This window comes from Sphingomonas sp. GW821-FHT04B01 (genome assembly GCF_059420425.1).
In genome coordinates this window covers 351,708-377,782 of the sequence record NZ_JBWKTR010000001.1, presented here as the reverse complement: position 1 = coordinate 377,782, position 26,075 = coordinate 351,708, and the positions used below count along the sequence as shown (strand labels likewise).

General features: G+C 69.6%; 25 protein-coding genes. 17 read left to right on the top strand and 8 right to left on the bottom strand.

Annotation, left to right across the window (positions count from 1 at the left end; translation table 11 throughout):
* Positions 1–7: 7 nt before the first annotated feature.
* On the top strand, positions 8–2,764 hold the full coding sequence (polA, locus tag AC07UH_RS01880) for a DNA polymerase I (RefSeq protein WP_495179522.1): 2,757 nt from the start codon (positions 8–10) through the stop codon (positions 2,762–2,764).
* A 133-nt stretch (positions 2,765–2,897) separates the two neighbouring features.
* Positions 2,898–4,412, top strand: a complete 1,515-nt coding sequence (locus AC07UH_RS01875) for a lipopolysaccharide biosynthesis protein (RefSeq protein ID WP_495179523.1) — start codon at positions 2,898–2,900, stop codon at positions 4,410–4,412.
* A 37-nt stretch (positions 4,413–4,449) separates the two neighbouring features.
* Here the strand turns inward: AC07UH_RS01875 and purH are convergent, their stop codons facing one another.
* The 4 genes from purH to AC07UH_RS01855 all read right to left on the bottom strand — a co-directional run bounded on the left by purH (position 4,450) and on the right by AC07UH_RS01855 (position 10,336).
* Positions 4,450–6,012 (bottom strand): bifunctional phosphoribosylaminoimidazolecarboxamide formyltransferase/IMP cyclohydrolase, encoded by a 1,563-nt coding sequence (gene purH / locus AC07UH_RS01870; RefSeq protein ID WP_495179524.1) that lies wholly within the window; start codon positions 6,010–6,012, stop codon positions 4,450–4,452.
* A 58-nt stretch (positions 6,013–6,070) separates the two neighbouring features.
* On the bottom strand, positions 6,071–7,825 hold the full coding sequence (locus tag AC07UH_RS01865; protein ID WP_495179525.1) for a heparinase II/III family protein: 1,755 nt from the start codon (positions 7,823–7,825) through the stop codon (positions 6,071–6,073).
* Positions 7,822–8,493 (bottom strand): ribulose-phosphate 3-epimerase, encoded by a 672-nt coding sequence (rpe, locus tag AC07UH_RS01860; protein WP_495179526.1) that lies wholly within the window; start codon positions 8,491–8,493, stop codon positions 7,822–7,824. Before rpe ends, AC07UH_RS01865 begins: the two co-directional genes overlap by 4 nt.
* Positions 8,494–9,046: 553 nt before the next feature.
* Positions 9,047–10,336: an RsmB/NOP family class I SAM-dependent RNA methyltransferase gene (locus AC07UH_RS01855; RefSeq protein ID WP_495179527.1), complete on the bottom strand. Its 1,290-nt coding sequence runs from the start codon at positions 10,334–10,336 to the stop codon at positions 9,047–9,049.
* Between the two features lie 60 nt (positions 10,337–10,396).
* Between AC07UH_RS01855 and AC07UH_RS01850 the strand changes: the two genes are divergently transcribed.
* The 3 genes from AC07UH_RS01850 to AC07UH_RS01840 all read left to right on the top strand — a co-directional run bounded on the left by AC07UH_RS01850 (position 10,397) and on the right by AC07UH_RS01840 (position 13,211).
* Positions 10,397–10,558: a DUF1674 domain-containing protein gene (locus AC07UH_RS01850; RefSeq protein WP_495179528.1), complete on the top strand. Its 162-nt coding sequence runs from the start codon at positions 10,397–10,399 to the stop codon at positions 10,556–10,558.
* A gap of 93 nt (positions 10,559–10,651) precedes the next feature.
* Positions 10,652–12,493, top strand: coding sequence for an AsmA family protein (locus AC07UH_RS01845; RefSeq protein WP_495179529.1), 1,842 nt, complete (start codon positions 10,652–10,654; stop codon positions 12,491–12,493).
* Between the two features lie 70 nt (positions 12,494–12,563).
* The gene (locus AC07UH_RS01840; RefSeq protein WP_495179530.1) at positions 12,564–13,211 is read left to right on the top strand and encodes a helix-hairpin-helix domain-containing protein; all 648 of its coding nucleotides are present in this window, start codon (positions 12,564–12,566) and stop codon (positions 13,209–13,211) included.
* A 6-nt stretch (positions 13,212–13,217) separates the two neighbouring features.
* Here AC07UH_RS01840 and AC07UH_RS01835 read toward each other — a convergent pair whose 3' ends face one another.
* The 3 genes from AC07UH_RS01835 to AC07UH_RS01825 are packed head-to-tail and all read right to left on the bottom strand — an operon-like array spanning position 13,218 to position 16,253.
* A complete protein-coding gene (locus AC07UH_RS01835; protein ID WP_495179531.1) occupies positions 13,218–13,616 on the bottom strand; it encodes an acyl-CoA thioesterase in 399 nt (132 codons plus the stop codon).
* Between the two features lie 10 nt (positions 13,617–13,626).
* Positions 13,627–14,196: a DedA family protein gene (locus AC07UH_RS01830; RefSeq protein WP_495179803.1), complete on the bottom strand. Its 570-nt coding sequence runs from the start codon at positions 14,194–14,196 to the stop codon at positions 13,627–13,629.
* A complete protein-coding gene (locus tag AC07UH_RS01825) occupies positions 14,193–16,253 on the bottom strand; it encodes a S9 family peptidase (protein WP_495179532.1) in 2,061 nt (686 codons plus the stop codon). The genes AC07UH_RS01830 and AC07UH_RS01825 overlap by 4 nt, the downstream gene beginning before the upstream one ends.
* Before the next feature lie 148 nt (positions 16,254–16,401).
* On the opposite strand from AC07UH_RS01825, the gene AC07UH_RS01820 reads away from it, so the two are divergent.
* Entirely contained in the window at positions 16,402–17,334 is a 933-nt protein-coding gene (locus AC07UH_RS01820) for a DUF808 domain-containing protein (protein WP_495179533.1), read from the top strand.
* Positions 17,335–17,512: 178 nt separating this feature from the next.
* Here AC07UH_RS01820 and AC07UH_RS01815 read toward each other — a convergent pair whose 3' ends face one another.
* Entirely contained in the window at positions 17,513–18,982 is a 1,470-nt protein-coding gene (locus AC07UH_RS01815; RefSeq protein ID WP_137899498.1) for an ATP-binding protein, read from the bottom strand.
* A 114-nt stretch (positions 18,983–19,096) separates the two neighbouring features.
* Here AC07UH_RS01815 and AC07UH_RS01810 point away from each other — a divergent pair, with 114 nt between their 5' ends.
* The 11 genes from AC07UH_RS01810 (at position 19,097) to AC07UH_RS01760 (ending at position 26,047) form a co-directional block, all read left to right on the top strand.
* Positions 19,097–19,636, top strand: coding sequence for a DUF1003 domain-containing protein (locus AC07UH_RS01810; protein WP_038664242.1), 540 nt, complete (start codon positions 19,097–19,099; stop codon positions 19,634–19,636).
* Positions 19,637–19,665: 29 nt separating this feature from the next.
* The gene (locus AC07UH_RS01805) at positions 19,666–20,409 is read left to right on the top strand and encodes a YebC/PmpR family DNA-binding transcriptional regulator (protein ID WP_038664245.1); all 744 of its coding nucleotides are present in this window, start codon (positions 19,666–19,668) and stop codon (positions 20,407–20,409) included.
* A 349-nt stretch (positions 20,410–20,758) separates the two neighbouring features.
* Positions 20,759–21,265: a crossover junction endodeoxyribonuclease RuvC gene (gene ruvC, locus AC07UH_RS01800; protein ID WP_038664248.1), complete on the top strand. Its 507-nt coding sequence runs from the start codon at positions 20,759–20,761 to the stop codon at positions 21,263–21,265.
* On the top strand, positions 21,262–21,858 hold the full coding sequence (gene ruvA, locus AC07UH_RS01795) for a Holliday junction branch migration protein RuvA (protein ID WP_495179534.1): 597 nt from the start codon (positions 21,262–21,264) through the stop codon (positions 21,856–21,858). The genes ruvC and ruvA overlap by 4 nt, the downstream gene beginning before the upstream one ends.
* Positions 21,859–22,177: 319 nt before the next feature.
* Positions 22,178–22,384, top strand: coding sequence for a type II toxin-antitoxin system HicB family antitoxin (locus AC07UH_RS01790; RefSeq protein WP_495179535.1), 207 nt, complete (start codon positions 22,178–22,180; stop codon positions 22,382–22,384).
* A complete protein-coding gene (locus tag AC07UH_RS01785; protein ID WP_038664256.1) occupies positions 22,377–22,592 on the top strand; it encodes a type II toxin-antitoxin system HicA family toxin in 216 nt (71 codons plus the stop codon). The genes AC07UH_RS01790 and AC07UH_RS01785 overlap by 8 nt, the downstream gene beginning before the upstream one ends.
* The gene (gene ruvB, locus AC07UH_RS01780) at positions 22,589–23,614 is read left to right on the top strand and encodes a Holliday junction branch migration DNA helicase RuvB (protein ID WP_495179536.1); all 1,026 of its coding nucleotides are present in this window, start codon (positions 22,589–22,591) and stop codon (positions 23,612–23,614) included. The genes AC07UH_RS01785 and ruvB overlap by 4 nt, the downstream gene beginning before the upstream one ends.
* Before the next feature lie 328 nt (positions 23,615–23,942).
* Entirely contained in the window at positions 23,943–24,254 is a 312-nt protein-coding gene (locus AC07UH_RS01775; RefSeq protein ID WP_038664261.1) for a YggT family protein, read from the top strand.
* A gap of 10 nt (positions 24,255–24,264) precedes the next feature.
* Positions 24,265–24,567 (top strand): DUF167 domain-containing protein, encoded by a 303-nt coding sequence (locus tag AC07UH_RS01770; RefSeq protein WP_495179537.1) that lies wholly within the window; start codon positions 24,265–24,267, stop codon positions 24,565–24,567.
* Positions 24,564–25,430 (top strand): bifunctional methylenetetrahydrofolate dehydrogenase/methenyltetrahydrofolate cyclohydrolase FolD, encoded by an 867-nt coding sequence (folD, locus tag AC07UH_RS01765; RefSeq protein WP_495179538.1) that lies wholly within the window; start codon positions 24,564–24,566, stop codon positions 25,428–25,430. The genes AC07UH_RS01770 and folD overlap by 4 nt, the downstream gene beginning before the upstream one ends.
* Positions 25,427–26,047 (top strand): MarC family protein, encoded by a 621-nt coding sequence (locus AC07UH_RS01760; RefSeq protein ID WP_495179539.1) that lies wholly within the window; start codon positions 25,427–25,429, stop codon positions 26,045–26,047. Before folD ends, AC07UH_RS01760 begins: the two co-directional genes overlap by 4 nt.
* Positions 26,048–26,075: the final 28 nt, after the last annotated feature.

Below are 26,075 nucleotides of genomic sequence, written 5' to 3'. Positions count from 1 at the left end.
AGCCACGATGCCCCATCTCTATCTCGTCGACGGCTCGGGCTATATCTTCCGCGCCTATCATCGCCTGCCGCCGCTCACCAACAAGCACGGCGAGCCGGTCGGTGCCGTCTATGGCTATACCGCGATGCTGTGGAAGCTCGCCGACGAGCTGCACGCGGCGGAGGGGCCGACGCATATGGCGGTGATCCTCGACAAATCGTCGAAGACCTTCCGCAACGATCTGTACGATCAATATAAAGCGCACCGGCCGCCGCCGCCCGAGGATCTGGTCCCGCAGTTCCCGATGATCCGCGACGCCACCCGCGCCTTCTCGCTGCCGTGTATCGAGACCGAGGGGCTGGAGGCCGACGACATCATCGCCTGCTACGCCAAGGCGGCGCTGGCACAGGGCTGGTCGGTGACGATCGTCAGTTCCGACAAGGACCTGATGCAGCTCATCGAGCCCGGCCTCGACCTCTACGACACGATGAACAACCGGCGGCTCGGCGCTGAGCATGTCGCCGAGAAGTTCTTCGGCATCGCGCCGACGCAATTGGGCGACGTGCTCGCGCTGATGGGCGACAGCGTCGACAACGTACCCGGCGTTCCCGGCGTCGGCCCGAAGACCGCCGCCAAGCTGATCCTCGAACATGGCGATCTTGAATCGGTCCTCGCCGCCGCGGAGGGGATGAAGAAGGGCAAGCTGCGCGACAATCTGATCGAGCACGCCGGCATGGCGCGGCTGAGTCGCGAGCTCGTCTCGCTGCGCTGCGACGTCGCACTGCCCGAACCGCTCGAGGAGCTGGAGCTTAAAGGCATTCCCGACGCGCCGTTGCGCGCCTTCCTTGAACATCACGGCTTCCGCACCCTGCTCGCCAAGCTCGGCCAGGTCGCCGACGATCCCGTCCCCGCGCCCGCATCCGTGCCGTATGAGGCGGACCCGCCGTGCGAGCATGACGCCTATGAAACCGTGATCGATGTCGAGACGCTCGACCGCTGGATCGTGCAGGCGCAGCACCAGGGCTGGGTGGCGATCGATACCGAGACGACCGGCACCGATGCGACCGGCGCCGATCTGGTCGGCGTCAGCCTCGCGCTCGGCGCCAACAAGGCGTGTTACATCCCGCTCGGCCACGGCGGCAGCGACCTGTTCGGCGAGACGCCGCCGCAGATCGAGCGCGACGCGGCGCTCGCCCGGCTGAAGGTCCTCTGCGAGGACGCGTCGGTGCTCAAGATCGGGCACAATCTCAAGTTCGACATGATCGTGCTCGGGCTGCACGGCATCGCCATCGCGCCGCACGACGATACGATCGTGATGAGCTTCGACCTCGACGCCGGGCTGCACGGCCACGGCATGGACGAGCTGGCGGCGACGCACCTGTCGCATAGCTGCATCGCGTTCAAGGACGTGGTCGGCACCGGCAAGACGCAGCGCGGCTTCCACGAGGTCGATCTCAAGGCGGCGACGCGCTACGCCGCCGAGGATGCCGACGTCACCTATCGGCTGTGGAAGCGCTTCAAGGCGCGGCTGCCCGCCGAGGAAGCGACGCGCGTCTATGAGATGGTCGACCGGCCGCTGGTGCCGGTGATCGCGCGGATGGAGATGCGCGGGATCAAGGTCGATCGCGAGCGCCTGTCGGGCCTGTCCGCCGAGTTCAGCGGCCAGATCGCCGGGCTGGAGACGGTGATCCACGGTCTTGCCGGCGCGCCGTTCACGATCGGCAGCCCCAAGCAATTGGGCGACGTGCTGTTCGAGCGGATGGGCATCAAGGGCGGCCGCAAGGGCAAGTCCGGCGTCTATTCCACCGACGTCACCGAGCTCGAGCGGATCGCCGCCGACAAGGATTCGCCCGGCGCCGAGATCGCCGCGCGCGTGCTCGACTGGCGACAGCTCACCAAGCTCAAGAACACCTATACCGATGCGTTGCAGGCGCAGATCAACCCGCGCACCGGCCGCGTCCACACCAGTTACTCGCTGACCGGGGCGCAAACCGGGCGCCTGTCGTCGACCGAGCCCAATCTGCAGAACATCCCGATCCGTACCGAGGTGGGGCGGCAGATCCGCGACGCCTTCGTCGCCGAGCCGGGCAACGTCATCCTCGCCGCCGATTATTCGCAGATCGAGCTGCGGCTGGCGGCGCATATGGCCGACGTGCCGGCGCTGCGCGACGCCTTCGCCAATGGCGACGACATCCACAGCCTGACCGCAATGGAGCTGTTCGGCGAGGTCAACCGCGACACCCGCGGCCGCGCCAAGACGATCAACTTCGCGATCCTCTACGGCATCAGCCGCTGGGGGCTCGCCGGGCGGCTCGACGTCAGCGCCGAGGAGGCGCAGGCGATGATCGACCGCTATTTCGAGCGCTTCCCCGGCATCAACACGTATATCGCCGAGACGACGCAGAGCGTGCGCGAGCGCGGCTTCACCACCACCCTGTTCGGCCGCAAGACGCACTTCCCGCGCATCCGCAGCAAGGTGCAGCACGAACGGCAGGGCGCCGAGCGCGCCGCGATCAACGCGCCGATCCAGGGCACCAGCGCCGATATCATCAAGCGTGCGATGGTGCGGATGGAGCCGGCGTTGCTCGCGGCGGGGCTGCCCGACGTCCAGATGCTGTTGCAGGTGCACGACGAACTGGTGTTCGAACTGCCCGAGGGCGACGTCGACGCGGCCAAGCCGGTGATTGAGCGGGTGATGGCCGAGGCGGCGCAGCCGGCGGTGACGCTGTCGGTGCCGCTCGGGATCGAGATCGGGACGGGCGCGAGCTGGGGAGCGGCGCATTGATCGCTGACGTTGCGCGTTCGCCCTCACCTTTCGCCGCCTTCGGCGGCTTTTCCCTCTCCCGGCGGGAGAGGGAGGGAGGCGCGCAGCGCCGAAAGGGTGAGGGTGGGTGCGAGACGCTCACGATCGTCAACCCGTGACCGAATCGAAGGACATCGACGCGCTCGCCAAGGGCGGGCGCACCAATATCGCCGGCTTCGTGCTGCGCCTCGCCGCGCGCATCCCGTTCCTGTTCATCGCCGGCCGCCTCTATGGCCCGGATCTGGTCGGCCGCTTCGCACTCGCCGTCGTCGTGGTCGAACTCGCCGCATTGGTCGCCACACTGGGCCTCAAGCGCGGTCTCGCGCAGGCGCTGTCGTCGTCCGATCAGCCGCATGTCTGCGTCGTCTGGGATGCGCTGGCGCTCGCCTTCATCCTATCGATCGCGGCGAGTGCGGTGCTGATCGCCTTCCCGCAGGTGATGTACGCCAATACGCAGGTGACCGGGCTCGACCGCTTCCTGCCGTGCATCATCGTCGCGGTGGCCTGGTCGGACGTCAGCCTGTCGGCGCTTGCCTATCGCCACGACGTCAAGGCGGCGGTGACCGCGCGCGCCGTGGTCGAACCGTGGACGATCTCGATCGCCGCCTGGGTCTTCTCCTTCTTCACGATCAAGGACGGGCTGGTCCTGTCCTATGTCGCGTCGATGACCGCAGCGCTGATCGCCAGCTTCGTGCCGTTCCTGCGCAGCTACGGCCTGCCGCGCGGCTGGTCGCCGCATCCCGGGCAGTTGTTCGCACTCGCCCGCGCCAACGCGCCGCTCGCCGGCGCCGATGCGCTGGAATGGGGCAGCCGCAACGTCGACCGCTTCATCCTCGGCGTGATGTTCGAGCCGAAGATCGTCGGCATCTATTATATGGCGCAGCAGGTTGCGAGCCTGCCGCAGAAGCTCAAGACTAGCTTCGATCCGATCCTCGGCCCCGTCATCACCAAGAGCCTCGCGGTCAACGATCGCGCCGCGATCGCGCATCAGGTGCGGCAGGTCGCCTTCTGGATCATGGCGGCGCAGGCGGGGCTTGCGCTGATGGGGTCGATTCCGGCCGGCGCGGTGATGGGCGTGGTCGGGCCGCAATTCGTCGCGGGCAGCGCCGCGCTCGGCTTCCTGCTGACGGCGGAGGTGCTCGCCTCGACCGGCGCGGTGTGCGAATCGGCGCTGGTCTATACCGCGCGGCACCGCAACCTCATCATCTCGGTGGTGATGCTGGCGGTGCAGATCGCGCTGAGCTTCGCGCTGATCGTCGCGATGCGCCGGCTCGGCTGGCCGACGACGTGGCAGGCGGCGGGGCCGGCGGTGGCGCTGATGGTCAGCGTGGCACTGACGTCGGTGGTGAAGGCGACGCTGCTCGGTCGTATCCTCGCCGCGCCGGTGTCGCCGTGGCGCTGGCCGCTGCTGTGGGCTGTGATCGCGGCGACGCTGGTCGGTGGCTTGTTCACCGCGCTGCCGCCGCGGTTCGAATGGCTCGAACTCGCCGGCGGCGAACCGGCGATTGCGGCGACCTATCTGTTCGTGCTGTGGAAATGGGCGTTCGGCCCGGCCGACCGGGCGTTGTTCGGCAAGATGCCCAATGCCGAGGAGGCCACCTTGCCGAACGTGGGATCGCCCGTCCGGTAGACTTGGAGCCCTCCCCCGCAAGGGAGGGCTATAGGCTTTAGTGGCGGAAGTGGCGCATGCCGGTGAAGACCATCGCGAGGCCCGCGGCGTCGGCGGCGGCGATCACTTCCTCGTCGCGGATCGAGCCGCCCGGCTGGATCACCGCGGTCGCCCCCGCCTCGACCGCGGCGAGCAGGCCGTCGGCGAAGGGGAAAAAGGCGTCCGACGCGACCGCCGAGCCGATCGTCCGCGGTGTCGCCCAGCCAGCCTTGTCGGCGGCGTCCTTCGCCTTCCACGCGGCGATGCGCGCCGACTCCAGACGGTTCATCTGGCCCGCGCCGACGCCGGCGGTCGCGCCGTCCTTGGCATAGACGATCGCGTTCGACTTGACGTGCTTGGCGACGGTCCAGGCGAAGCGGCAGTCGGCCAGCTCCTGCTCGGTGGGAGCGCGCTTGGTGACGACCTTCAGCTCGCCCGGCGTACCATTGTCGCGGCCCTGCACCAGCCAGCCGCCGGCGATCGACTTGGCGAACAGGCCGGCGCGCGCCGGATCGGGCAGCTCGCCGGTGAGCAGCAGCCGCAGGTTCTTCTTGGCGGCGAACAGCGCCAGCGCCTCCTCGTCGGCGTCGGGGGCGACGACCACCTCCGTGAAGATGCCGGTGATCGCCTTCGCCGTCGCCGCGTCGAGTGGGCGGTTGACCGCGATGATGCCGCCGAACGCCGAGACGGTGTCGCAGGCGAAGGCCTCGGCATAGGCCGCTTCGAGGCTGGAGGCAGTGGCGACGCCGCAGGGGTTGGCGTGCTTGACGACGACGCAGGTCGGCGCGGCGTCGCGGAACTCGGCGACCAGCTCGAGCGCGGCGTCGGCGTCGTTGAGGTTGTTGTAGCTCAATTCCTTGCCCTGCACCTGGCGTGCCTGGCCGATGCCGCGGACGCCGTCGTTGCTGGCGTAGAAAGCGGCGGACTGGTGCGGGTTCTCGCCGTAGCGCAGCGAGGCGGCGCGGGTCATCGTCACCGGCAGTACCGCGGGGAAGGGCTCGGCCTGGTCGACGGTGCCGAACCAGCGCGCGATCGCGCCGTCATAGCTGGCGGTGGCGGCGAAGGCCTTGGCGGCGAACAGGCGGCGCTGGTCGAGCGTCGTCTCGCCGGCCGCGACGATGGCATAATCGGCGGGGTCGGTGACGATCGCGACATAGGCGTGGTTCTTGGCGGCGGAGCGGACCATCGAGGGGCCGCCGATGTCGATGTTCTCGATGACCGTGTCGCGGTCGGCGCCACGCGCGACGGTTGCCTCGAACGGGTAGAGGTTCACCACCACCAGGTCGATCGCGCCGATCGCATGGTCGGCCATCGCCGCGGCGTGCTCGGGGTCGTCGCGGACCGCGAGCAGGCCGCCGTGGACCATCGGGTGGAGCGTCTTGACGCGGCCGTCCATCATCTCTGGAAAGCCGGTAACTTCACTAACGTCGCGCACAGCGAGGCCGGCGTCGCGCAGCGCCCTGGCGGTACCGCCGGTCGAGACCAGCTCGACGCCCTTTGCGGCAAGTGCTTGAGAAAGCTCGACAATGCCGGTCTTGTCGGAGACCGACAGCAGGGCGCGCTTGATGGAGATGGTGGACATGGTCTTCCTTTGCGGCAGTCGCGCGTCCCCCTAGCGGCGGAACATGCGTCCGAACAGGTCAGATCGCGCGTTTCAATGCCCAGCTCACGTTGGCGCCGCCCGCCGGCGCCTCGCCGCTGACGACGAGCTGTTGCGTGGCGACCGGGTGGCCCTCGCCGTCGATCCACAGCGAATCCTCGATCGTCAGCGTGCCGCCACGGCAGCGGAACTGCCAGAGCGCGCCGCCGGGCAGGCGGAGCAGCGCCGCCAGACCATCGGCGGTCGGCGACGCTTCGACCTGCGCGCCGAGATGGAAGCGCACCGCGAACGGCACGACGCCGAGCTTGCGGCGCCGGCCCTGCGGCAGCAGCGCATCCTCGCCGCGCAATTCCTTGCCGTCGCCGGTCAGCATCAGCTGGCGGCGGTGGACGAAGCCCCAGCGACGGACATAGCCGTCGTGGCTCGCCTCGATCCGACTGGCGACGTCCGATTCCTGCCGCGACAATTCGACCTCGGCGACGCCGCGGCCGAGCGTGCCGTCGGCGAGGATCGCGGTCGAATTGGAATCGCCCACCACCAGCGTCGAATGCGCCGCGGTGGTGCGCAGCCCCTCGGCATAAGCGGCCGGCAGTTGCGGCACCGCGGCGCGCGCGCCACCGCAATTGACGATCAGCCGGGTCTCGCCATCGGAGAATTCGAAGGCGAGCGTCGAGGCGCAGCCGCCCTCGACCAATTTGGCGATCGGCGGCGGCGCGGCATCGACGATCAGCACCGCGCCGCCCGCGGCGAGCCGCTGATAGCCCCAGTCGCGCGCCTGGCGCAGCGGCCGGGTACGCACGCCGCTCGCGGCGATCACCGCGGCGAGCGCATCGGGCATCGCCGGGCCGCCGCCCTGCCAGCTCGACAGCATGCCGTCGCCATGGGTGACGCCGAGCAGCGCCGGCACGGCACGGGTCAGCGCGGTCTGCGCCACGGCGGGCATCTCCTCGCGCCGTGCCGCATAGGTCTCGCGCAGCATGGCGAGCAGCATGATCGTGTCGAGCAGCATCACCGGGCTGCGCGACACCGAACCGCCATCCTCGCTGAGCCCGCCGGCGAGCGCGCGGGCGAGCCCCGCCTCGCCGAAGCTGCGCCGCGGATCGCCGCCGGGGATCAGCAGTCCCGCCGCGACGACGCCGCACCAGGCCGCGATCCGCGGCGCGCCCGGCGGTGCCTTGTCGGCGCCGCGATCAAGGTGGCGGGCACCGCGCGCCAGCGTGTTGAGCACGCTGGAGCGATAGACGAGATCGGTCGACGACAGGATCAGCGGCGCATGCGCGGTCCAGAACAGCAGCCGCCGGCCCCACAGGTCGGGACGCCAGGCGAGCGGATCGACGCGCTCGGCATAATCGCCGAGCCAGCGTGCCATCAGCGCCTCGGCGATCGGCGCGCCCTGCGCGCGCGTCGCCACCGTCGACAAATCGCGCAGCCACGCGAAGCTGTGGACGTACTCGGCGAACGGCTTGCCCCATTCGCCACGCTTGAAGGCGAGCGTGTCGATCGGATGCGTCTCGCCGCGGAAGCTGAGATCGCCGCGCAGCATCGCCTGACCGCGGCGGACGTCACCGATGACGGGGTCGTCGGGGACGGCGATCAGCTTGAGCGGGTAGCGACCCTTGAGGCGCATGTTGTGGATCGGCGTGCGCCACGTCAGTTTGTGCAGCCGTTCCGAGAGGCGCTCGGCGAGGCTGAGCCCGCGCTCGCCGCCGACGCGCATCAGGCGCTTGCCCTCCTCGATCCCGTCGGGCGGCGATTCGGTGAGGGGGGCGTCGGTCGGCGGCGACAGGTCGTTCATCCCGCCGCCGGGGTGCCGCGCAGCGCGGCGATGTTGGCGGCATAACAGGACGGGCCGCCGCGGAAGGCGGCGGTGCCGGCGACCAGCGCGTCGGCGCCGGCGGCGACGCAGCGTGCGGCGTGGACCGGATCGACGCCGCCGTCGACCTCCAGGTCGATCGCCCGGCCGGTCTGGTCGATCATCTTGCGGATCGCGGCGATCTTCCTGAGCTGGCTGTCGATGAAGCTCTGGCCGCCGAAACCGGGGTTGACGCTCATCACCAGCACCAGATCGACCATGTCGATGAGGTAATCGAGCATCTTGGCAGGGGTGCCGGGGTTGAGCACGACGCCGGCGCGCTTGCCGAGCCCCTTGATGTGCTGGATCGTGCGGTGGATGTGCGGGCCGGCCTCGGGGTGGACGGTGATGCCGTCGGCGCCGGCTTCGGCGAAGGCGTCGAGATAAAGGTCCACCGGCGAGATCATCAGATGGACGTCGAACGGCTTGGCCGTATGCGGCCGCAGCGCCTTCACCACCGCCGGGCCGATCGTGATGTTGGGGACGAAATGACCGTCCATCACGTCGATATGGATCCAGTCGGCACCCGCGGCATCGATCGCGCGGACCTCCTCGCCGAGTTTGGCGAAGTCGGCGGAGAGGATGGAGGGGGCGATACGGACCGGTTGCATGGCCTTTCTCTCTAACCGCCTGTCCTTCTATTACAATGCGCTTGGGGGCGGGGTTAACCAAATCTGCGGCGGTCGTGCTCCGGGTCTGCCGCGCTGCGAGGGGAAGGCGCGGTCGGCGGCCTTTCCCCGCCGCAGGGTGGGCCTTCGGAAAAGTCGAAACGTGGCGAGAGTCCGCATCGGCGGTGGAGGCGCACGGTGCTCCTGCGAAAGCAGGAGCCCAGGGTCACGCAGAACAACGTCTTATGGCGTGCGGGACTCCTGGGCTCCTGCCTTCGCAGGAGCACTGGGGCAGGTTCGAAGGGGGCTCGGACAAGTCCGGGTGACGCGTTTTCCGGGTGATCCGCCGGCGTTGACGGTTCTTACGCGGGATCCCCCGTGCAGACACTGGAAGCGGCTGACCAAGTCCTCCCCCGCCAGGGGGAGGTGGCAGCGCGAAGCGCTGACGGAGGGGGAGGACAGGGTGAGAGTGCACTTATATAGCTCCCACCCTGTCCTCCCCCTCCACCACCACGCTGGCGCGTGGCGGTCCCCCTCCCCCTGGCGGGGGAGGAATTTATCCGTTCTGGCGTTTCAGCCTTGCGATGAAGAAGCCGTCGCAGCCGCCTGCGCCGGTCAGCATGTTCGGCAGCGTGCGGACGTAGCCGTCGGGGTGGACGGGGATGCCCGCCGGGAGCAGCGCCGCGTCCGGCGCGTCGATCGCATAGTCCGGGCGTGCCGACAGGAAGCGGGCGAGCTGGTCCTCGCCTTCCTGCCGTTCGAGGCTGCACGTCGCGAAGACGAGCGTGCCGCCGGGCTTCACCCAGTCGGCGGCGCGGGCGAACAGACGCGCCTGCAGCGCCGCCATCTCCTCGATGATCGGCGGGTGGACGCGGTGCAGCACGTCGGGGTGGCGGCGGAAGATGCCGGTGGCGCTGCACGGCGCGTCGATCAGCAGCGCATCGGCCGGCTCGACCGGCGCCCATTTGAGCACGTCGGCGGCGATCACCTCCGCCTTCAGCCGCGTGCGGAACAGGTTCTCGCGCAGCCGCTTGATGCGCGCATTGGAGACGTCGACCGCCGCCACGGTGAAGCCGGCGGCGGCGAGCTGGAGCGTCTTGCCGCCCGGCGCGGCGCACAGGTCGATCGCGCTGCCGTGCGCGGCGTCGGCGAGCAGTCGCGCGGGCAGCGAGGCGGCGACGTCCTGCACCCACCAGCGCCCCTCGGCGAAGCCGGGCAGATCGGTGACCGAGCCGGCGTCCGCGATCCGGACATGGCCAGGCAGCAGGCTGGTGCCGCCGAGTTCGGCGACCCAATGGTCGGTCTCGGCGGGATCGGCGAGCGTGACGTCGAGCGGCGGCGGCGCGGCGATCGCCAGCGCCGCGCCGTCGATCATCGCGGCGCCCCATTCGCCCTCCCAGCGCGCCTCGGCGAGCGGCGGCAGCGCCGGGATTTCGGGAAGCAGCACGCCCGAGCGGACGATCGCGCCGAACACGCCATGGACGAGCTTGCGCGGACCGCCGTCGACCAGCGGCAGCACGGTGGCGATCGCGGCATGATGCGGCGTGCCGAGGACGAGCGCCTGAACCAGCGCGATGCGCAGCGCCATCCGCGCCTTGGCATCGTCGGGCAGCGGCCGTTCGGTGACCGAATCGATCAGCGCGTCGAGATCGGGCAGCCGGCGCAGCACCTCGGCGGCGATGGCATGCGCGAGGCCGCGATCGGGGCCGTAGACGTGGCGCGTCGCGGCGACGAGCGCCTGTTCGAGCGGCTCGCCGCGGCGCAGGACCGCATCGAGCAGGCGCAGCGCGGCGCGGCGGGAGGGGGTGCCGAGCGCATCGGAATCGGTATTGGAAGGACGGGGCAAACTTGTCTTACCTGACGGTGGGGACCATGTGGAATCCACCCCTTAGACCGGAGAGACGCAATGGGCCAACGTCCCGAGCATGTGAAGCCGCCCGCTTATCTGAGCCAGAATCCGCCGGTGCCGCAGCCGGAGGCGAAAACGTCGGCGCAGCCCGACCCGCTTGGCCTTGATCCGACGCGCTATGGCGATTGGGAGCTGAAGGGTATCGCGATCGACTTCTGACCATAACGGAACCATATCGGCCTGATGCGCGTCCATGATGCATGTTAGCGTGGCGTCAGGCTCGGGCCGAACGATGGGTGTGAGGCCGGGGTTTTGAGGCCCGACAGGCGCGTCCTCCTGCTGGTCATCGTCGGGGCGATACCGCTGATGGCCCTCCTCGTCATCGCGGCCTTTCCGTTCGGGATGCTCAAGGGCGTCGTCGCCGACCGGCTGAGCAAGCGCTTCGGGCGGCCGGTGACGATCGCGGCGATGGCGCGGACCGACGGGTTCGGCTTCACGCCGACGATCGCGGTGCGCGGGGTGCGGATCGCGCAGGCGGACTGGGCGGGCGGCGGCGACTTCCTGCGGCTGCGCGAGGCGCGGGTCAGTTTTCCAGTGTGGCCGCTGCTCACCGGCACGTTCAAGCCGCGCGACATCGTCGTCGACGGATTGCAGCTCGCTCTGGTGCGCGCCGCCGACGGGCGCACCAACTGGTCGCGGCCGGGCGATCCGGAGCGCGGCGGATCGTCCAACGATCTCAAAGGGCTGACCGTAAGCGACAGCATCATCGCCTATCGCGACGACAAACGGCAGCGCAGCGTGCGCGTCGCCTTCGCGTCGGACGTGAAGGGGCTGCGCGCCAAGGGCAGCGGGACGATCCGCGGCACGCCGGTGCGGATCGCGCTCACCGGCGCCTCGGTCGCGCAGCCGGTGGCGGGGCCGTGGGCGTTCACCGCGACGATCGACGGCACCGCGCTGCACATGCGCGCGACCGGCACGACCGACCGGCCGCTCGATACCGATGCGATGACGCTCGACGTCGCGGCGCGCGCCGCCGACCTGCGCCTGATCGACGCGGTGATCGAGGCGGGGCTGTTCGGGACGCAGCCGGTGGCGCTGACCGCGCACGTCCGCCATGCGGCACCGCGGTGGATCGTCACCGACCTCAAGGGCACGATCGGCCGGTCCGACATCGCCGGCCATGTCACCGTCGACAAGCAGGACGGGCGCACCAGGCTGGACGGCGCGGTGACGGCGCGCCGGTTCGACTTCGACGATCTGTCGTCGGACGAGGGACTCGCCAAGGGTGCCGCGCTGGAGCGCGCGATCGGGCCGCGGCTGGTGCCGAACACGCGGATCAACCTCGCCAACATCGACCGGACCGACGGGCGGATCGCGGTGCACGTCGCACGCGTGTTCAGCCATGGCGGCGGCACGTCGGTGACGGGGATCGACGGCGTGCTCGCGCTCGACCACCAGCGGCTGCGGGTCGCGCCGCTGACCGTGCGGCTCGCCGGCGGGACGGCGCGGGGCAGCGTGACGGTCGACCAGCGCGGCGGGGCGAAGACGCCGATGCTGGCGGTCGACCTGCGGCTGGTCGGCACGCGGGTCGAGGCGTTCGACGGCGCCGCGGGCGCGTTCACCGGGCGGGTCGAGGCGCTGGCGCGGCTGCGCGGGCGTGGCGACACGATCCGCGCGGCGGTCGGGCGGTCCGACGGCAAGATCGGCCTGACGATCCGCGACGGCAGCCTGCCCGCGCGCTATGCGGCGGCGCTGGGGTTCGACGCGGGGCGGGCACTGCTCGCCGGCGGCGGCGATAGCGCGCGGCTGCGCTGCCTGGTGCTGGCGCTGCCGGTGCGCGGCGGGCGCGGCAGCGCGGCGCCGCTGGTCGTCGACACCAGCGCGAGCCAGCTGCACGGCGCCGGGACGGTGCGCTTCCCCGACGAGCGGATCGACCTGCGGCTGACCGGCGCGCCCAAGGGGCACAGTCTGCTGCGGCTGCCCGGATCGGCGTTCGTGACCGGCAGCCTCAGCGATCCCCGGCTGACCGTGCCGGCGGAGGTGAAGTCGGCCGGCAACATCTTCAAGGCGATCGGCCGCGCGATCACCGGCCGCCAGGGGCCGAGTGCGGTGGATGCCGATTGCGGCGGGCTGGTGGCGCGGGCGCTGCGATAAGGGGGCGACGCTGCGACTCCCCTGACGTTTCCGCTCGCCGTGCCGTAGCGGCGCGGTTAGGGTCGGCGGCATGAACGACACCGCCTCCGCCACCGGCGCCAGCCTCCTGCCCGACAGCACCGACGCCTTCACCATCGCGCATCTCGCCGTTTTGGCGATCTTCGCGCTGCTGGTGATCGCCGCGATCGTCTGGGGGGCGCGGCTGAAGGCGCGGCGCAAGACCGCCGAACGCGATATCGAAAGCCGCAACGAGGACGTGATCGCCGCCGCTCCCGCCGAACCGACGCCGGTGCCGGCCCCGCCGCCGGCGCGGCGTGCAGAGGATGCGGCCCCCGCCGAGCCGGCGATCGAACCGGTGCGCGATCCACTCGCCGACGAACCGATCGCCGCCGCCGCGCCGCTCGACGCCGCGCCGGCGGTCGAGGCGGTGTCGGCCCCCTCCCCCGCCCCCGCCCCCGCCCCGGCGGGCGAGTCGCCGGCCGATGCGCCGGTGGGGACGTTGAAGGGACTCGGGCCGAAGCTCACCGCGCGGCTGGCCGAGCTGGGCATCACCACGGTCGGCCAGGTCGCGGCGCTGAGCGACGACGAGGCGCTGCGGCTCGATGCGCAGCTCGGGCCGTTCGCCGGGCGGATCACGCGCGATCGCTGGATCGAACAGGCGCGCTTCCTCGCCGCCGGCGACCGCGCGGGGTTCGAGGCGGTGTTCGGCCGGCTCTGACCCCGGTCAGCGGTCGAGGAACGGCGCGGCGAGGTCGGGCCGCACCCGCAGCAGCCGGCCCGTCGCGCGGTCGAGCAGCGCCCAGGTGGTGACCGCCTCCACCTTCACCTTGCCGTCGGCGCCGATGAAGCGGACGTGGCGGTCAAAGCGCGCGCTCTTGGGCGGTTCGGGGACCCAGGTTTCCCCCGTCACCGTCTCGCCGGCGGCGACGTTGCCGCGATAGTCGATCGCGTGGCGGGTCACGACCCAGACCAAAGCGGCACGGTCGGCCGCCGACGCGACCGCCTCCCAATGCGCGACGGCGATGTCCTGGATCCAGCGGACCCACACCGCATTGTTGACGTGGCCGAGCTCGTCGATGTCGTGCGCCGCGGCGGTGATCGACAGGGTGAACCGGCCGCTCATCGCTGCCCCCTCACCGCTGCCGCCGCCGACGCCACCAGCGGAAGGTGGCGAACAGCGTGCCGAGCACCACCGCCGCCAGCGCCACCCACAGCCATTGCCGGCCGTGCGGACGATAGCGGCCGAGCAATTCGGCGATGCCGGTGCCGAAGACATAGCCGAGACTGGTGAACAGCACGCCCCAGACCGCCGCGGCGATCGCGTTGATCCACAGGAAGGTGCGCGTCGGCACGTGGGTGGTGCCGATCGCGATCGGGCTGACCGTGCGCAGTCCGTAGAGGAAGCGGAAGAGGAAGATGAAGCCGATCGGATAGCGTTCGAGCGTGTCGAGCGCCTTGGCGAAGGCGGGCTTCGACTGGGCGCGCTGCACCCAGCGATGGTCGCGGAAACGCCGGCCCGCCGCGAAGAACGCCTGATCGGCGACAAACGAGCCGGTCGCCGCGGCGATCATCGCGCCGGGCAGCGACAGCAACCCCTCATGCGCGAAGAGGCCGCCGGCGAGCACCATCGTCTCGCCCTCGATCCCTGCGCCGAGGAACACCGCGGCGAGCCCATATTGGGCGATGAGCGTCTCGATGCTCAGCGGTCGATCCCGAGCTGCCAGAGGACGAAGGCGTGCTCCTCGGCGGCTTCGCGCAGCGATTCGAACCGGCCCGACTTGCCGCCATGGCCTGCGCCCATATTGGTCTTGAGCAGCAGGACGTTATCGTCGGTCTTGGTGGCGCGCAGCTTCGCCGCCCATTTCGCCGGCTCCCAATAGGTCACGCGCGGATCGTTGAGCCCGCCCGAGATGAACATCGGCGGATATCCTTGCGCGACGACATTGTCGTACGGGCTGTAGCTGCGGATCAGCTCGAACGCCGCCTTATCCTCGATCGGATTGCCCCATTCGGGCCATTCGCCCGGGGTGAGCGGCAGATCGGCGTCGAGCATCGTGTTGAGCACGTCGACGAACGGCACGTCGGCGATCACCGCGCCCCACAGTTCGGGATCGGAATTGACGATCGCGCCCATCAGCTCGCCGCCCGCCGAGCGGCCGGTGGTGGCGATGCGGCCGGCTTTGGTCCAGCCCGCGTCGATCAGCCCCTTCGCCACGTCGACGAAATCGTTGAACGTGTTGGTGCGCTTGTCGAGCTTGCCGTCGTGATACCATTGCTGGCCGAGGTCGTCGCCGCCGCGGATATGCGCGATCGCATAAGCGAAGCCGCGGTCGAGCAGCGACAGCCGCCCGGTCGAGAAGCCGGGCGGGATCGCATAGCCGTAGGCGCCATAGGCATAGAGGAACAATGGCTGCGACCCGTCGCGCTCGAACCCCGCGGGATAGACGATCGACACCGGGATTTCGGTGCCGTCGCGTGCGGCGATCCTGAGCCGTTCGGTGCGATAGCCCGCGGCGTCATAGCCGGCCGGGATCTCCTGTACCTTCAGCACTTCGAGCGCGCCGGTGGCGACATCGTAATCGTAGACGGTGCCGGGCGTGACCATCGATTCATAGCCGAGCCGCAATGTGTCGACGGCATATTCGGGATTGTCGCCGAGGCCGGCGGCATAGCTGGCTTCGGGAAAGGCGATGCGCTGCGGTTCGGTCGGCGCGTCGTAGCGGTGGATCGCGATCTGATCGAGCCCGTCCAGTCGCCCCTCGACGACGAAGAAGTCGCGATAGCATTCGACGCCGGTCATGTAGAAATGCGCGTCGGCGGGGATCAGCTCGTGCCACTCGCCGGGCGCGTCGATGCTGGCGGTGCACAGCCGCCACATCGGGTCGGTGTCGTTGGTGTGGATGAACAGCGTGCCGTCATGCGCGTCGACGTCATATTCGCGCCCCTCCTTGCGGGGGGCGACGAGGATCGGCGTCGCCAGCGGATCGTGCGCCGGGAGCAGCCGCACTTCGCTGGTGACATGGTCGCCGGTGCCGATCACCAGCCACTGGCGATCGCTCGTCTCGGCAACGGCGACGCGATAGCCCTCGTCCGCCTCGCGGAACAACTCGACGTCGTCGCTCACCGGCGTGCCGAGCCGGTGGAAGCGGGCGTTGTCGGTGCGCCATTGCTCGTTGGCGAGGCCGTAGAGGAAGCCGGCATCGTCGCTGGTCCAGACGATGTCGGAGAGCATGCCGGGGATCACCTCGGGCAGATGCTCGCCGGTGGCGAGATCCTTGACGCGCACCTCGAACCGTTCGGCGCCGCTGTCGTCGATGGCGTAGGCGAGATGGCGGCCGTCGTTGCTGACCGCAAAGGCACCGAGCCGGAAATACTCCTTGCCCTCGGCGAGCGTGGGTTCGTCGAGCAGCAACTCGTCGGGGCCGCCGGCGACGGGCTTGCGCCACCATTTGCGATATTGGCCGCCGGTCTCGTAGGCGGTCCAGTAGAGCCAGTCGCCGTCCTTCTGCGGCACCGAGGATTCGTCCTCCTTGATGCGCGCCTTCATCTCTTCGTACAATCGGTCGACCAGCGGCTGGTGCGGCGCCATCACGCTTTCGAAATAGGCGTTTTCCGCCGCGAGATAGGCGAGCACGTCGGGGTCGGTGACCTCGGGATAGTTCGGGTCCTTAAGCCAGGCATAGGGATCCTCGAGGGTGATGCCGTGCGTGGTAAAGCGGTGCGGGCGCCGGTCGGCGACGGGCGGCGTGATATCGGTCATTCCTATGCCTTAGCTGCGCGATCGGGGGCCGTCATGCCCTTCCCCATGCAATCGGACGGTCGAGCAACAAAGCGGAAACACCTCGACCATTGAACCGTTCCGGCCGCGCCGCCATGGCTGCTCCCCGGACGATTGGGGGACATGGGACATGGCCGGCGGATTGGTTGCGCTGCTCGACGATATCGCGGCGATGGCGAAGCTCGCCGCCGCCAGCCTCGACGACGTCGCCGGCGCGGCGGGCAAGGCGGGGGCGAAGGCGGCGGGCGTCGTCATCGACGATACCGCGGTGACGCCGACCTATGTCGTCGGACTGAGCCCGGCGCGCGAACTGCCGATCATCGGCAAGATCGCGCTGGGGTCGCTCAAGAACAAATTGCTGTTCCTGCTGCCCGCGGCGCTGGTGCTGAGCGCGCTGGCGCCCTGGGCGATCACGCCGATCCTGATGCTCGGCGGCGCCTATCTGTGCTTCGAGGCGGCGGAGAAGATCGTCGGCGCGCTGACCGGCCACGGCCATGGCGACGATGCCGCGGTCGAGACCGATCCCAAGGCGCTGGAGGACCGGCAGGTGTCGGGCGCGATCCGCACCGACCTGATCCTGTCGGGCGAGATCATGGCGATCGCGCTGGGCGAGCTGAACGGGCAGACGCTGGTCAATCAGGGTATCGCGCTGGCGCTGGTGGGGATCGCGATCACCGTCGGCGTCTATGGCGTCGTCGCGCTGATCGTGAAGATGGACGATATCGGCCTGCACCTCGCGCAGAAGCCCGGCGCGGGATCGCAGGCGTTCGGGCGCGGGCTGGTCGCGGCGATGCCGGTGGTGCTGAAGGCGCTGTCGCTGATCGGCACCGCGGCGATGGTCTGGGTCGGCGGCGGGATCATCGTCCACGGGCTAGAAGCGTTCGGCGTGACCGGGTTGCCGCATGCGCTCCACGCCGCTGCCGAGGGCGCGGCGCATGCGGTCGGCGTGTTGCCGGGGGTGGTGAACTGGGTGGTGACCGCGGTGGGATCGGGGATCGTCGGGCTGATCGTCGGCGGCGCGATCGTCGGGCTGCTGCATCTCGTGCCGCGCAAGGGGCATTGAGGGGCGCGCCTTATCAGGGCCCGACTGCCTGCCAAAAACGTCCCGTCACCCCGGACTCGTTCCGGGGTCCACCGGCCCACAAGGGCATGGATCGAGGCTCAAGCCGATCCCCTCGCCGCAGAGTGGACCCCGGAACAAGTCCGGGGTGACGGAATGAATTGGGATACGTCATTCCGATTCAGGAGGTCGCCTCGCTCGCCGCGGTGGTCCAGCCCAATCTCGGGATCGTGATCGAGCGTTTGCCCGACAGGTCGACCCGCGCGACGAACAGTTCGCGACTCTCGATATAGCCGATCAGCCGCCGCACCCGCCCCAGCGAGCTCGTGCCATAGGTCTCGGCCAGCGCCGTATCCGACGGACACGGCTCGCCGCCCTTCGCGGCGCGGGCGACCAGCAGGAAGGCGCCGATCATGTCGTCGGGCAGCGAATAGGCGAGCTCCATCGCCTCGGCCCATTGCGGGTCGGTGACGTCGAAAATCCCCGCGCGCGCCGCCGACAGCCGGCGGGTGAAGCCGGGCAGGTCGAGCGGCGGCTTGGCGAGGCCCGCCATGCGGCAGCGCACCTGGAAATCCTGGAACAGCACCGAGGGCGGGCGCAGCGCCGAATCACGATCGGCGACGATCGCCTCCAGCACGCCCGCATAGATGCCCTCGACCTCCTCGTCCGACTTGTCGGGGAGCGGCGCCAATGTCGTCTGCTGCGACGCCGGCCGCTCGATCGTGTCGAGCAGTTCGTCCGCCGGCACCCGCCGCGGGCGCGAATCGAACGCCATCGGCAGTTGCGGCGCCGCATCGGGTGGCGGCGCGAAGATCAGTTGCTGGAGGTTCTCCGCCGGCGCGCTCGGCAGCGGGGTCAGCTTGGGGCTGCCGCTGCGCGCCGAGGTGGCGACCTGGCCGATCTTTACCGTGATCGGGCGCCGCGACACCGCCGGCCCAAGCGCGAGGAAGGTGCCGCGCGCGAGATCGCGGATCACGTCGGCCTGGCGCCGTTCCATGCCGAGCAGATCGGCGGCGCGCGCCATGTCGATGTCGAGGAAGGTGCGCCCCATCAGGAAGTTGCTCGCCTCCGCCGCGACGTTCTTGGCGAGCTTGGCGAGCCGCTGCGTCGCGATCACTCCGGCGAGGCCGCGCTTGCGGCCGCGGCACATCAGATTGGTCATCGCCGACAGCGACGCGCGACGCACTTCCTCGGCGACCTCGCCGCCCGTCACCGGCGCGAACAATTGCGCCTCGTCGACGACGACCAGCGCCGGATACCAATGTTCGCGCGGCGCATCGAACAAGGCCGACAGGAAGGCGGCGGCGCAGCGCATCTGCCCTTCCGCCTCCAGCCCCTCGAGGCTGAGCACGACGCTGGCGCGATGCTCGCGCAGCCGGGTGGCGATGCGCGCGATCTCGGGCACCGAATAATCCGCCGCCTCGATCACGACATGGCCGTACGGCCCGGCGAGCGTGACGAAATCGCCCTCGGGATCGATCACCACCTGCTGCACCTGCCCCGCCGAGCCTTCGAGCAGGCGGCGCAGCAGATGCGACTTGCCCGAGCCCGAATTGCCCTGGACGAGCAGACGGGTGGCGAGCAGTTCTTCGAGGTCCATGGTCACGGGCGCGCCGCGGTCGTCGCTGCCCATGTCTACGCTGACGGTCATTGGTTGCGCGTTTGGCGTATCCGGGGGGGCGGGGGCAAGCGGTTTGCGTCCGGTTGCCGCCCGGCGACGCGTCCGGTACGCCACCGCCGCCCGCCCCGACCAAGGACGCTCCCGATGGCACAGCTCCCCCTTGCCGATCTCGCCCAGCGCCTGCTGCGCAAACCCGCGCATGCGCTCGATCCCGAGGAGCGGCGCGTCCTCGATTCGATCGATTCCGGCACGATCGTCAGCCGCGACGCCGCCGACGAGGCGGATGCGCGCTCGAGCCTCGGCGACCGGCTCGCCGACCGCGTCGCGGCGGTGGGCGGATCGTGGGGGTTCATCATCGCCTTCACCGTCGTGCTGCTCGGCTGGATGCTGCTCAACACCGACGTGCTCGCGCATTTCGGCATGGCGTTCGATCCCTATCCCTACATCTTCCTCAACCTGATGCTGTCGACGCTCGCCGCGATCCAGGCGCCGGTGATCATGATGAGCCAGAACCGCCAGGCGGCGAAGGACCGGCTCGCCGCCAGCCTCGATTACGAGACCAATTTGCGCGCGGAGCTCGACATATTGCGGCTGCACGAGAAGCTCGACGGTATCGTGCTCGACCGGCTCGCGGCGCTGGAGGCGAAGATCGACGCTCTGGCGAAAAGCGTACCCACCGCCTAAAGGCACAGGATTATTCGCTAGAGGCAGTCATGGCAGGCCATTCCAAGTTCAAGAACATCATGCACCGCAAGGGCGCGCAGGATAAGAAGCGCTCGGGCATGTTCTCCAAGCTCAGCCGCGAAATCACCGTGGCGGCGAAAATGGGGATGCCCGACCCCGACATGAACCCGCGGCTGCGCGCCGCGGTCAACGCCGCCAAGGCGCAGTCGATGCCCAAGGACAATATCCAGCGCTCGATCGACAAGGCGAGCCGCAGCGATACCGAGAGCTACGAGGAGATCCGCTACGAGGGCTTCGGGCCGGGCGGCGTGTCGCTGATCATCGAGGCGCTGACCGACAATCGCAACCGCACCGCGACCAACGTGCGCACCGCGGTCGCCAAGAACGGCGGCAACCTCGGCGCGAGCGGCTCGGTGAGCCATGCCTTCGACCGCGTCGGCCTGATCAACTATCCGGCAAGCGCCGGCGATGCCGAGAAGGTGTTCGAGGCGGCACTCGAGGCGGGGGCCGAGGACGTTTCCTCGTCCGAGGACGGCCATGAGATCTGGACCGCGGTCGGCGACCTACACGAGGTCGCCAAGGCGCTGGAGCCGGTGCTCGGCGAGCCCGAGGGTGCCAAGCTCGCGTGGCGGCCGCAGACGATGGTGGCGGTCGACGAGGGCGATGCGGCGACGCTGTTCAAGCTGATCGACACGCTCGACGACGACGACGACGTGCAGACCGTCTGGGGCAATTACGAAGTCTCCGACGAGGTGATGGAGAAGCTGGGCTGACCTTGCCGGGTTCACGCGGAGGCGCGGAGGCGCGGAGGGTCGCGCCCGCGGCTGCGCCGTCCCGCGCCGGCGGGCCGCGACATCGGCCGGCGCCGACACGCCATATCGGCCACGGACGCGACCTCTTCGCGTCTTCGCGTCTTCGCGCGAATCTGGTCCCCGGCGATCCGGGTAGAACGGCTTTGGTTCACGCGAAGCCGCGAAGCCGCGAAGAGGTTTTGCGCGCAGAGGCGCAGAGGATGGTGCGTTCTGCACGGGCGTCTCGCCTATGGCTGAGCGGACATGCTGCCGCGCTCCTGACGCTCTCTCTGCGCCTCTGCGCGCAAAATCCTTATTGCGTGGCGGCATCATGATCATTCTCGGCCTCGATCCCGGGCTCGGCACGACCGGCTGGGGCGTCATCCATGCCGATGGCAACCGGCTGAGCCATATTGCCAATGGGCAGATCCGCACCGATCCGTCGATGCCGCTGCCGCGGCGTCTGTCGAACCTGCATGCGGCGCTGATCGATGTGATCCTCACCGAGCGCCCCGACGGCGCCGCGGTCGAGGAGGTGCTCGGCAACACCAATGCGCAGTCGACGCTCAAGCTGGGGCAGGCGCGCGGCGTCGTGCTGCTCGCCGCGGCGGGCAACGGGCTGCATATCGGCGAATATCATCCCTCGACCGTCAAGAAGGCGGTGGTCGGCACCGGCGGCGCCGAGAAACGGCAGATCCAGGCGATGATGGCGGTGCTGCTGCCCGGCGCCAAGCTCGCCGGCCCCGATGCGGCGGACGCGCTGGCGGTGGCGATCACGCATGCGCACCATCTCGCCTCGGCGCAGGGCATGGCGCGGCGGGCAAGGGTGACGGCATGATCGCGCATCTCAAAGGCCGGCTCGAATCGACCGGGATCGATCATGCGGTGATCGACGTCGGCGGCGTCGGCTACCTCATTGGCGCCTCGGCGCGGACGCTGGCGGCGATCGGCCCGGTCGGCGAGGCGGCGATGCTGCATACCGAGATGCTGGTCAGCGAGGATTCGATCCGCCTCGTCGGCTTCGCACGCGCCGAGGAGCGCGACTGGTTCCGGCTGCTCACGGGGGTGCAGGGCGTGGGCTCGCGCGTCGCGCTGGCGATCCTGTCGGCGCTCGACACGGCGGAGCTCGCGCGCGCCGTGTCGGCGCAGGACAAGGCGATGGTGGCGCGCGCCAATGGCGTCGGGCCGAAGCTCGCCGAGCGGATCGTGCGCGAATTGAAGGACAAGGTGGGTACGGTCGCGCTCGGCCCGGCGGCGGCGGCGCAGGTGATGCCGGTCGGCGCGGCGGCGGACGCGGTGTCGGCGCTGCTCAACCTCGGCTTCCGCCCCGCCGAGGCGGCGAGCGCGGTCGGCGCGGCGGAGGAGGACCTTGGAACGGGCGCGACGCTCGACGCTTTGGTGCGGCTGGCGCTGCGCAAGGCGGCGAAGTAGTCGCCGCATTGCTGGACGCTCCGGCGAAACGGGACTATATCGGGAACATGGCGCAGCTTCACGTCTCCTTGCCGACGAAGACCACGCGATGAATCGATATCTGCCGGGTCGGCCATGATGCCGACGCGGTACGGGTGAAGGCGTCGATCGACGAAGGAAGCGGCTTCAGCTGTCATCGATCGACAGCCCCCGTCCGATCGGTGGCGAGCCGATCGACGATCCGGACCGGTGTCGTCGAGCAAGGCGGGGCGGCCAGGTGGTCACGCTGGCGCGGCATGCAGGGGCGAGCTAGCAACGAAATATTCCCGAGGAGGCTTGCATGCACGTGACCGCAATTCTGAGCCATGCCGACGAGGGGGGCTTTACCGCCTTTAACCCCGAAACCGGCACCGCCACGCAGGGCGAGACGCTCGACGAGGCGCTCGCCAATCTGCGGGAGGCCGTCGAACTGTATCTCGAGGAATTCCCGATGGCGACGCGTGCAGCGCCATTTGTCACCACCTTCGATGTCGCGGTGCATGCCTAAGCTGCCGATCTTGTCGGGTGCGGAGATCATCCGGATGCTGGAACGACTGGGTTTCGAACAGGTGAGGCAGCGAGGCAGTCATGTCGTCCTGCGTCGCGGCGATGTCGGCTGCGTCGTTCCCCTCCACAAGGCGGTGAAGACCGGCACGCTGGCAGGCCTGCTCCGTCAGGCCGGCGTGACGATCGACGAATTGTTGGCAGCACATTGACCGACGACCGTCTCCTCTCCGCCAGCCGCCGTCCCGAGGATGTCGATGCGGCGCTTCGCCCGCGCAGTCTCGACGAATTCGTCGGGCAGCAGGCGGCGCGTGAAAACCTGCGCGTGTTCATCGAGGCGGCGCGCGGGCGCGGCGATGCGCTCGATCACGTGCTGTTCTTCGGACCGCCGGGGCTAGGCAAGACGACGCTGGCGCAGATCATCGCGCGAGAGATGGGCGTTGGCTTCCGCGCCACCTCCGGCCCAGTGATCGCCAAGTCGGGTGATCTCGCCGCCTTGCTCACCAATCTCGAGGACGGCGACGTGCTGTTCATCGACGAGATCCACCGGCTGCAACCCGCGGTGGAAGAGGTGCTGTATCCGGCGATGGAGGATCGCGCGCTCGACCTGATGATCGGCGAGGGGCCGTCGGCGCGTAGCGTCCGCATCGACCTGCCCAAGTTCACGCTGGTCGGCGCGACGACGCGGCAGGGCCTGCTGACGACGCCGCTGCGCGACCGGTTCGGCATTCCGGTCAGGCTGCAATTCTACACGGTCGAGGAACTGACCCGCGTCGTCACCCGCGCCGCCGGGCTGCTCGACCTCGGCATCGCCCCCGATGGCGCGAGCGAGATCGCGCGGCGCGCGCGCGGCACGCCGCGCATCGCCGGGCGGCTGCTGCGCCGGGTACGCGACTTCGCCAATGTCGCCGGCACGCCGACCGTCGACCGCGCCGCCGCCGACCGCGCGCTCAACCGGCTCGAGGTCGATTCGCTCGGGCTAGACGCGATGGACCGGCGCTACCTGCACATGATCGCCGACATCTATCGCGGCGGACCGGTGGGCGTCGAGACGCTCGCCGCCGGTCTCAGCGAGCCGCGCGACACGATCGAGGAGGTGATCGAGCCCTATCTGATCCAGCTCGGCCTCGTCGCGCGCACCGCGCGCGGGCGGGTGCTCAACGCAGGCGGCTGGAAGCATCTCGGCCTCAACCCGCCCGCGGGATCGCAGGACGGCCTGTTCGACGTTCCCTGATGATCCGGTGTCGGCCCCGGGGCAGGCTGGCGCGTGGAGATGGCTCATGAGGATCGCGGCGAACCCTTCGGAAATCCCGTCACCCCGGACTCGTTCCGGGGTCCACCGGGCCGCATGTCGTCGGCCTGAGCCTCCAGCCTTTCTCCTCGCCGCAGAGTGGACCCCGGAACGAGTCCGGGGTGACGGAGTAAGCGTGGATGGCGCGAGGCCAAATGAACGCGCATGTTCCACAGCCCTGCGGTCTGGAGAGCGTTCCCCCCTACAAACGCTGTTCGCCGCGCCCCGGACAGGCTAGATCGACCGCCACATTCTTATCCCGGAGCCTCGCGTGATCGCGCTTACCCTCATCCAGATCATCCAGGTGCTGCTGAACGTGCTGTGGTGGATCATCATGATCCAGTTCGTGCTGTCGCTGCTGATCGTGTTCAACGTCATCAACACCTCGAACAATTTCGTCAGCCAGCTGCATTACGGCCTCGATCGGCTGACCGAGCCGCTCTACCGGCCGCTGCGCCGGATCCTGCCCAACATCAGCGGCATCGACCTCGCGCCGTTGGTGGTGCTGATCATCATCCGCATCCTCGACAGCGTCATCCTGCCGAACATCGCGACCAGCCTGCTGGTCAACGGCGCGGTCTGATCCGCCGCCGATGCCGGCGTGGACGATCCGCGACGACGGTCTGCTCGTCGCGATCCGGGTGACGCCGCGCGGCGGGCGCGATGCGATCGCCGCCGGCACCGAAGAGCATCTCGCCGCGCGGCTCGCCGCCGCGCCGGTCGACGGCAAGGCCAATGCCGCGCTGATCGCGCTGGTCGCCAAGACCTTCGGCGTTCCGAAACGCGCCGTCACGCTGGTCGGCGGCGATACCGCGCGATTGAAGCGCTTGCATGTCGCCGGCGACGCCGCCGCGCTGGCGAAAATCGCCGCCGCGCTTTATGAGACCGCGGCATGACCGCCACGATCATCGACGGCAAGGCCCATGCCCTTGCCCTGCGCACCCGCGTCGCCGCCCATGTCGCCACCTTCCGCGAGGCCACCGGCCGCGCCCCCGGCCTCGCCGTCGTCCTGGTCGGCGAGGACCCCGCCTCGGCGGTCTATGTCCGCAACAAGGGCAAGGCGACGCGCGACGCCGGCATGGCGAGCTTCGAGCATCGCCTGCCCGCCGACACCGATGCCGCGACGTTGCTCGCGCTGGTCGCGCAGCTCAACGCCGATCCCGCGGTCGACGGCATCCTCGTCCAATTGCCGCTGCCCGCGCATATCGATGCGGAGGCGGTGCTGCTCGCGATCGATCCCGACAAGGACGTCGACGGCTTCCACCCGGTCAACGCCGGCCGGCTCGCGATCGGCGCGGAAGGCTTCGTGCCGTGCACGCCGCTCGGCTGCCTGATGCTGCTGAAGGACATCCACCCCAATCTGTCGGGGATAGAGGCGGTGGTGGTCGGCCGGTCGAACATCGTCGGCAAGCCGATGGCGCAATTGCTGCTCCAGCAGAGCTGCACCGTCACGATCGTCCACAGCCGCACGCGCGACGTCGCCGCGCATCTGCGCAGGGCGGATATCGTCGTCGCCGCGGTCGGTATCCCGCGCTTCATCCAGGGCGACTGGATCAAGCCGGGCGCGAGCGTGATCGACGTCGGCATCAACCGCACCGACGACGGGCTGGTCGGCGACGTCGACTTCGCCACGGCCAGCGCGGTGGCGGGCGCGATCACGCCGGTGCCGGGCGGCGTCGGGCCGATGACGATCGCCTGCCTGATCCGCAACACCTATGTCTCGGCGTGCCGCCGCGATGGTGTCGAGGCTGCCCTGTGATCGAGCTGTTCGTCTCGACGCTGATCACCTTCTTCGTCATCATCGATCCGCTCGGCTGCGCGCCGATCTACGCCGGCCTGTCGGCGGGCGCCTCGCCGGTGCAGCGGCGCGCGATGGCGATCCGCGCGGTCGGCGTCGCGACGGTGATCCTGCTCGTCTTCGCGCTGGCGGGCGAGGCGCTGCTCAAGGGGCTGGGCATCAGCCTGGCGAGCTTCCGCATCGCCGGCGGCATCATGCTGTTCCTGATCGCGCTCGAAATGGTGTTCGAGAAGCGCACGCAGCGCCGCGAGGACCGTGCCGCCAAGGTGGCGCACGATCCCGAGGCGGACGACGTGTCGATCTTCCCGATGGCGATGCCGATGATCGCCGGGCCGGGCTCGATCGCCTCGGTGATGCTGCTCGTCGCGCGCACCAACGGCGTCGAGGCGACCTTGGTCGTGCTCGCGGCGATGGGGGTGATCCTGCTGCTGACGCTGGTGGCGCTGCTCGCGGCGGGGCCGCTGATGCGGCTGCTCGGCGCGCGGATCGAGGCGGTGATCACGCGGCTGCTCGGCGTGCTGCTCGCGGCGCTGGCGGTGCAGTTCGTGATGGACGGGTTGCAGGTGAGTTTGCGGTAGCGGCGAGCGTCCCCCTTTCCCCCCCTCC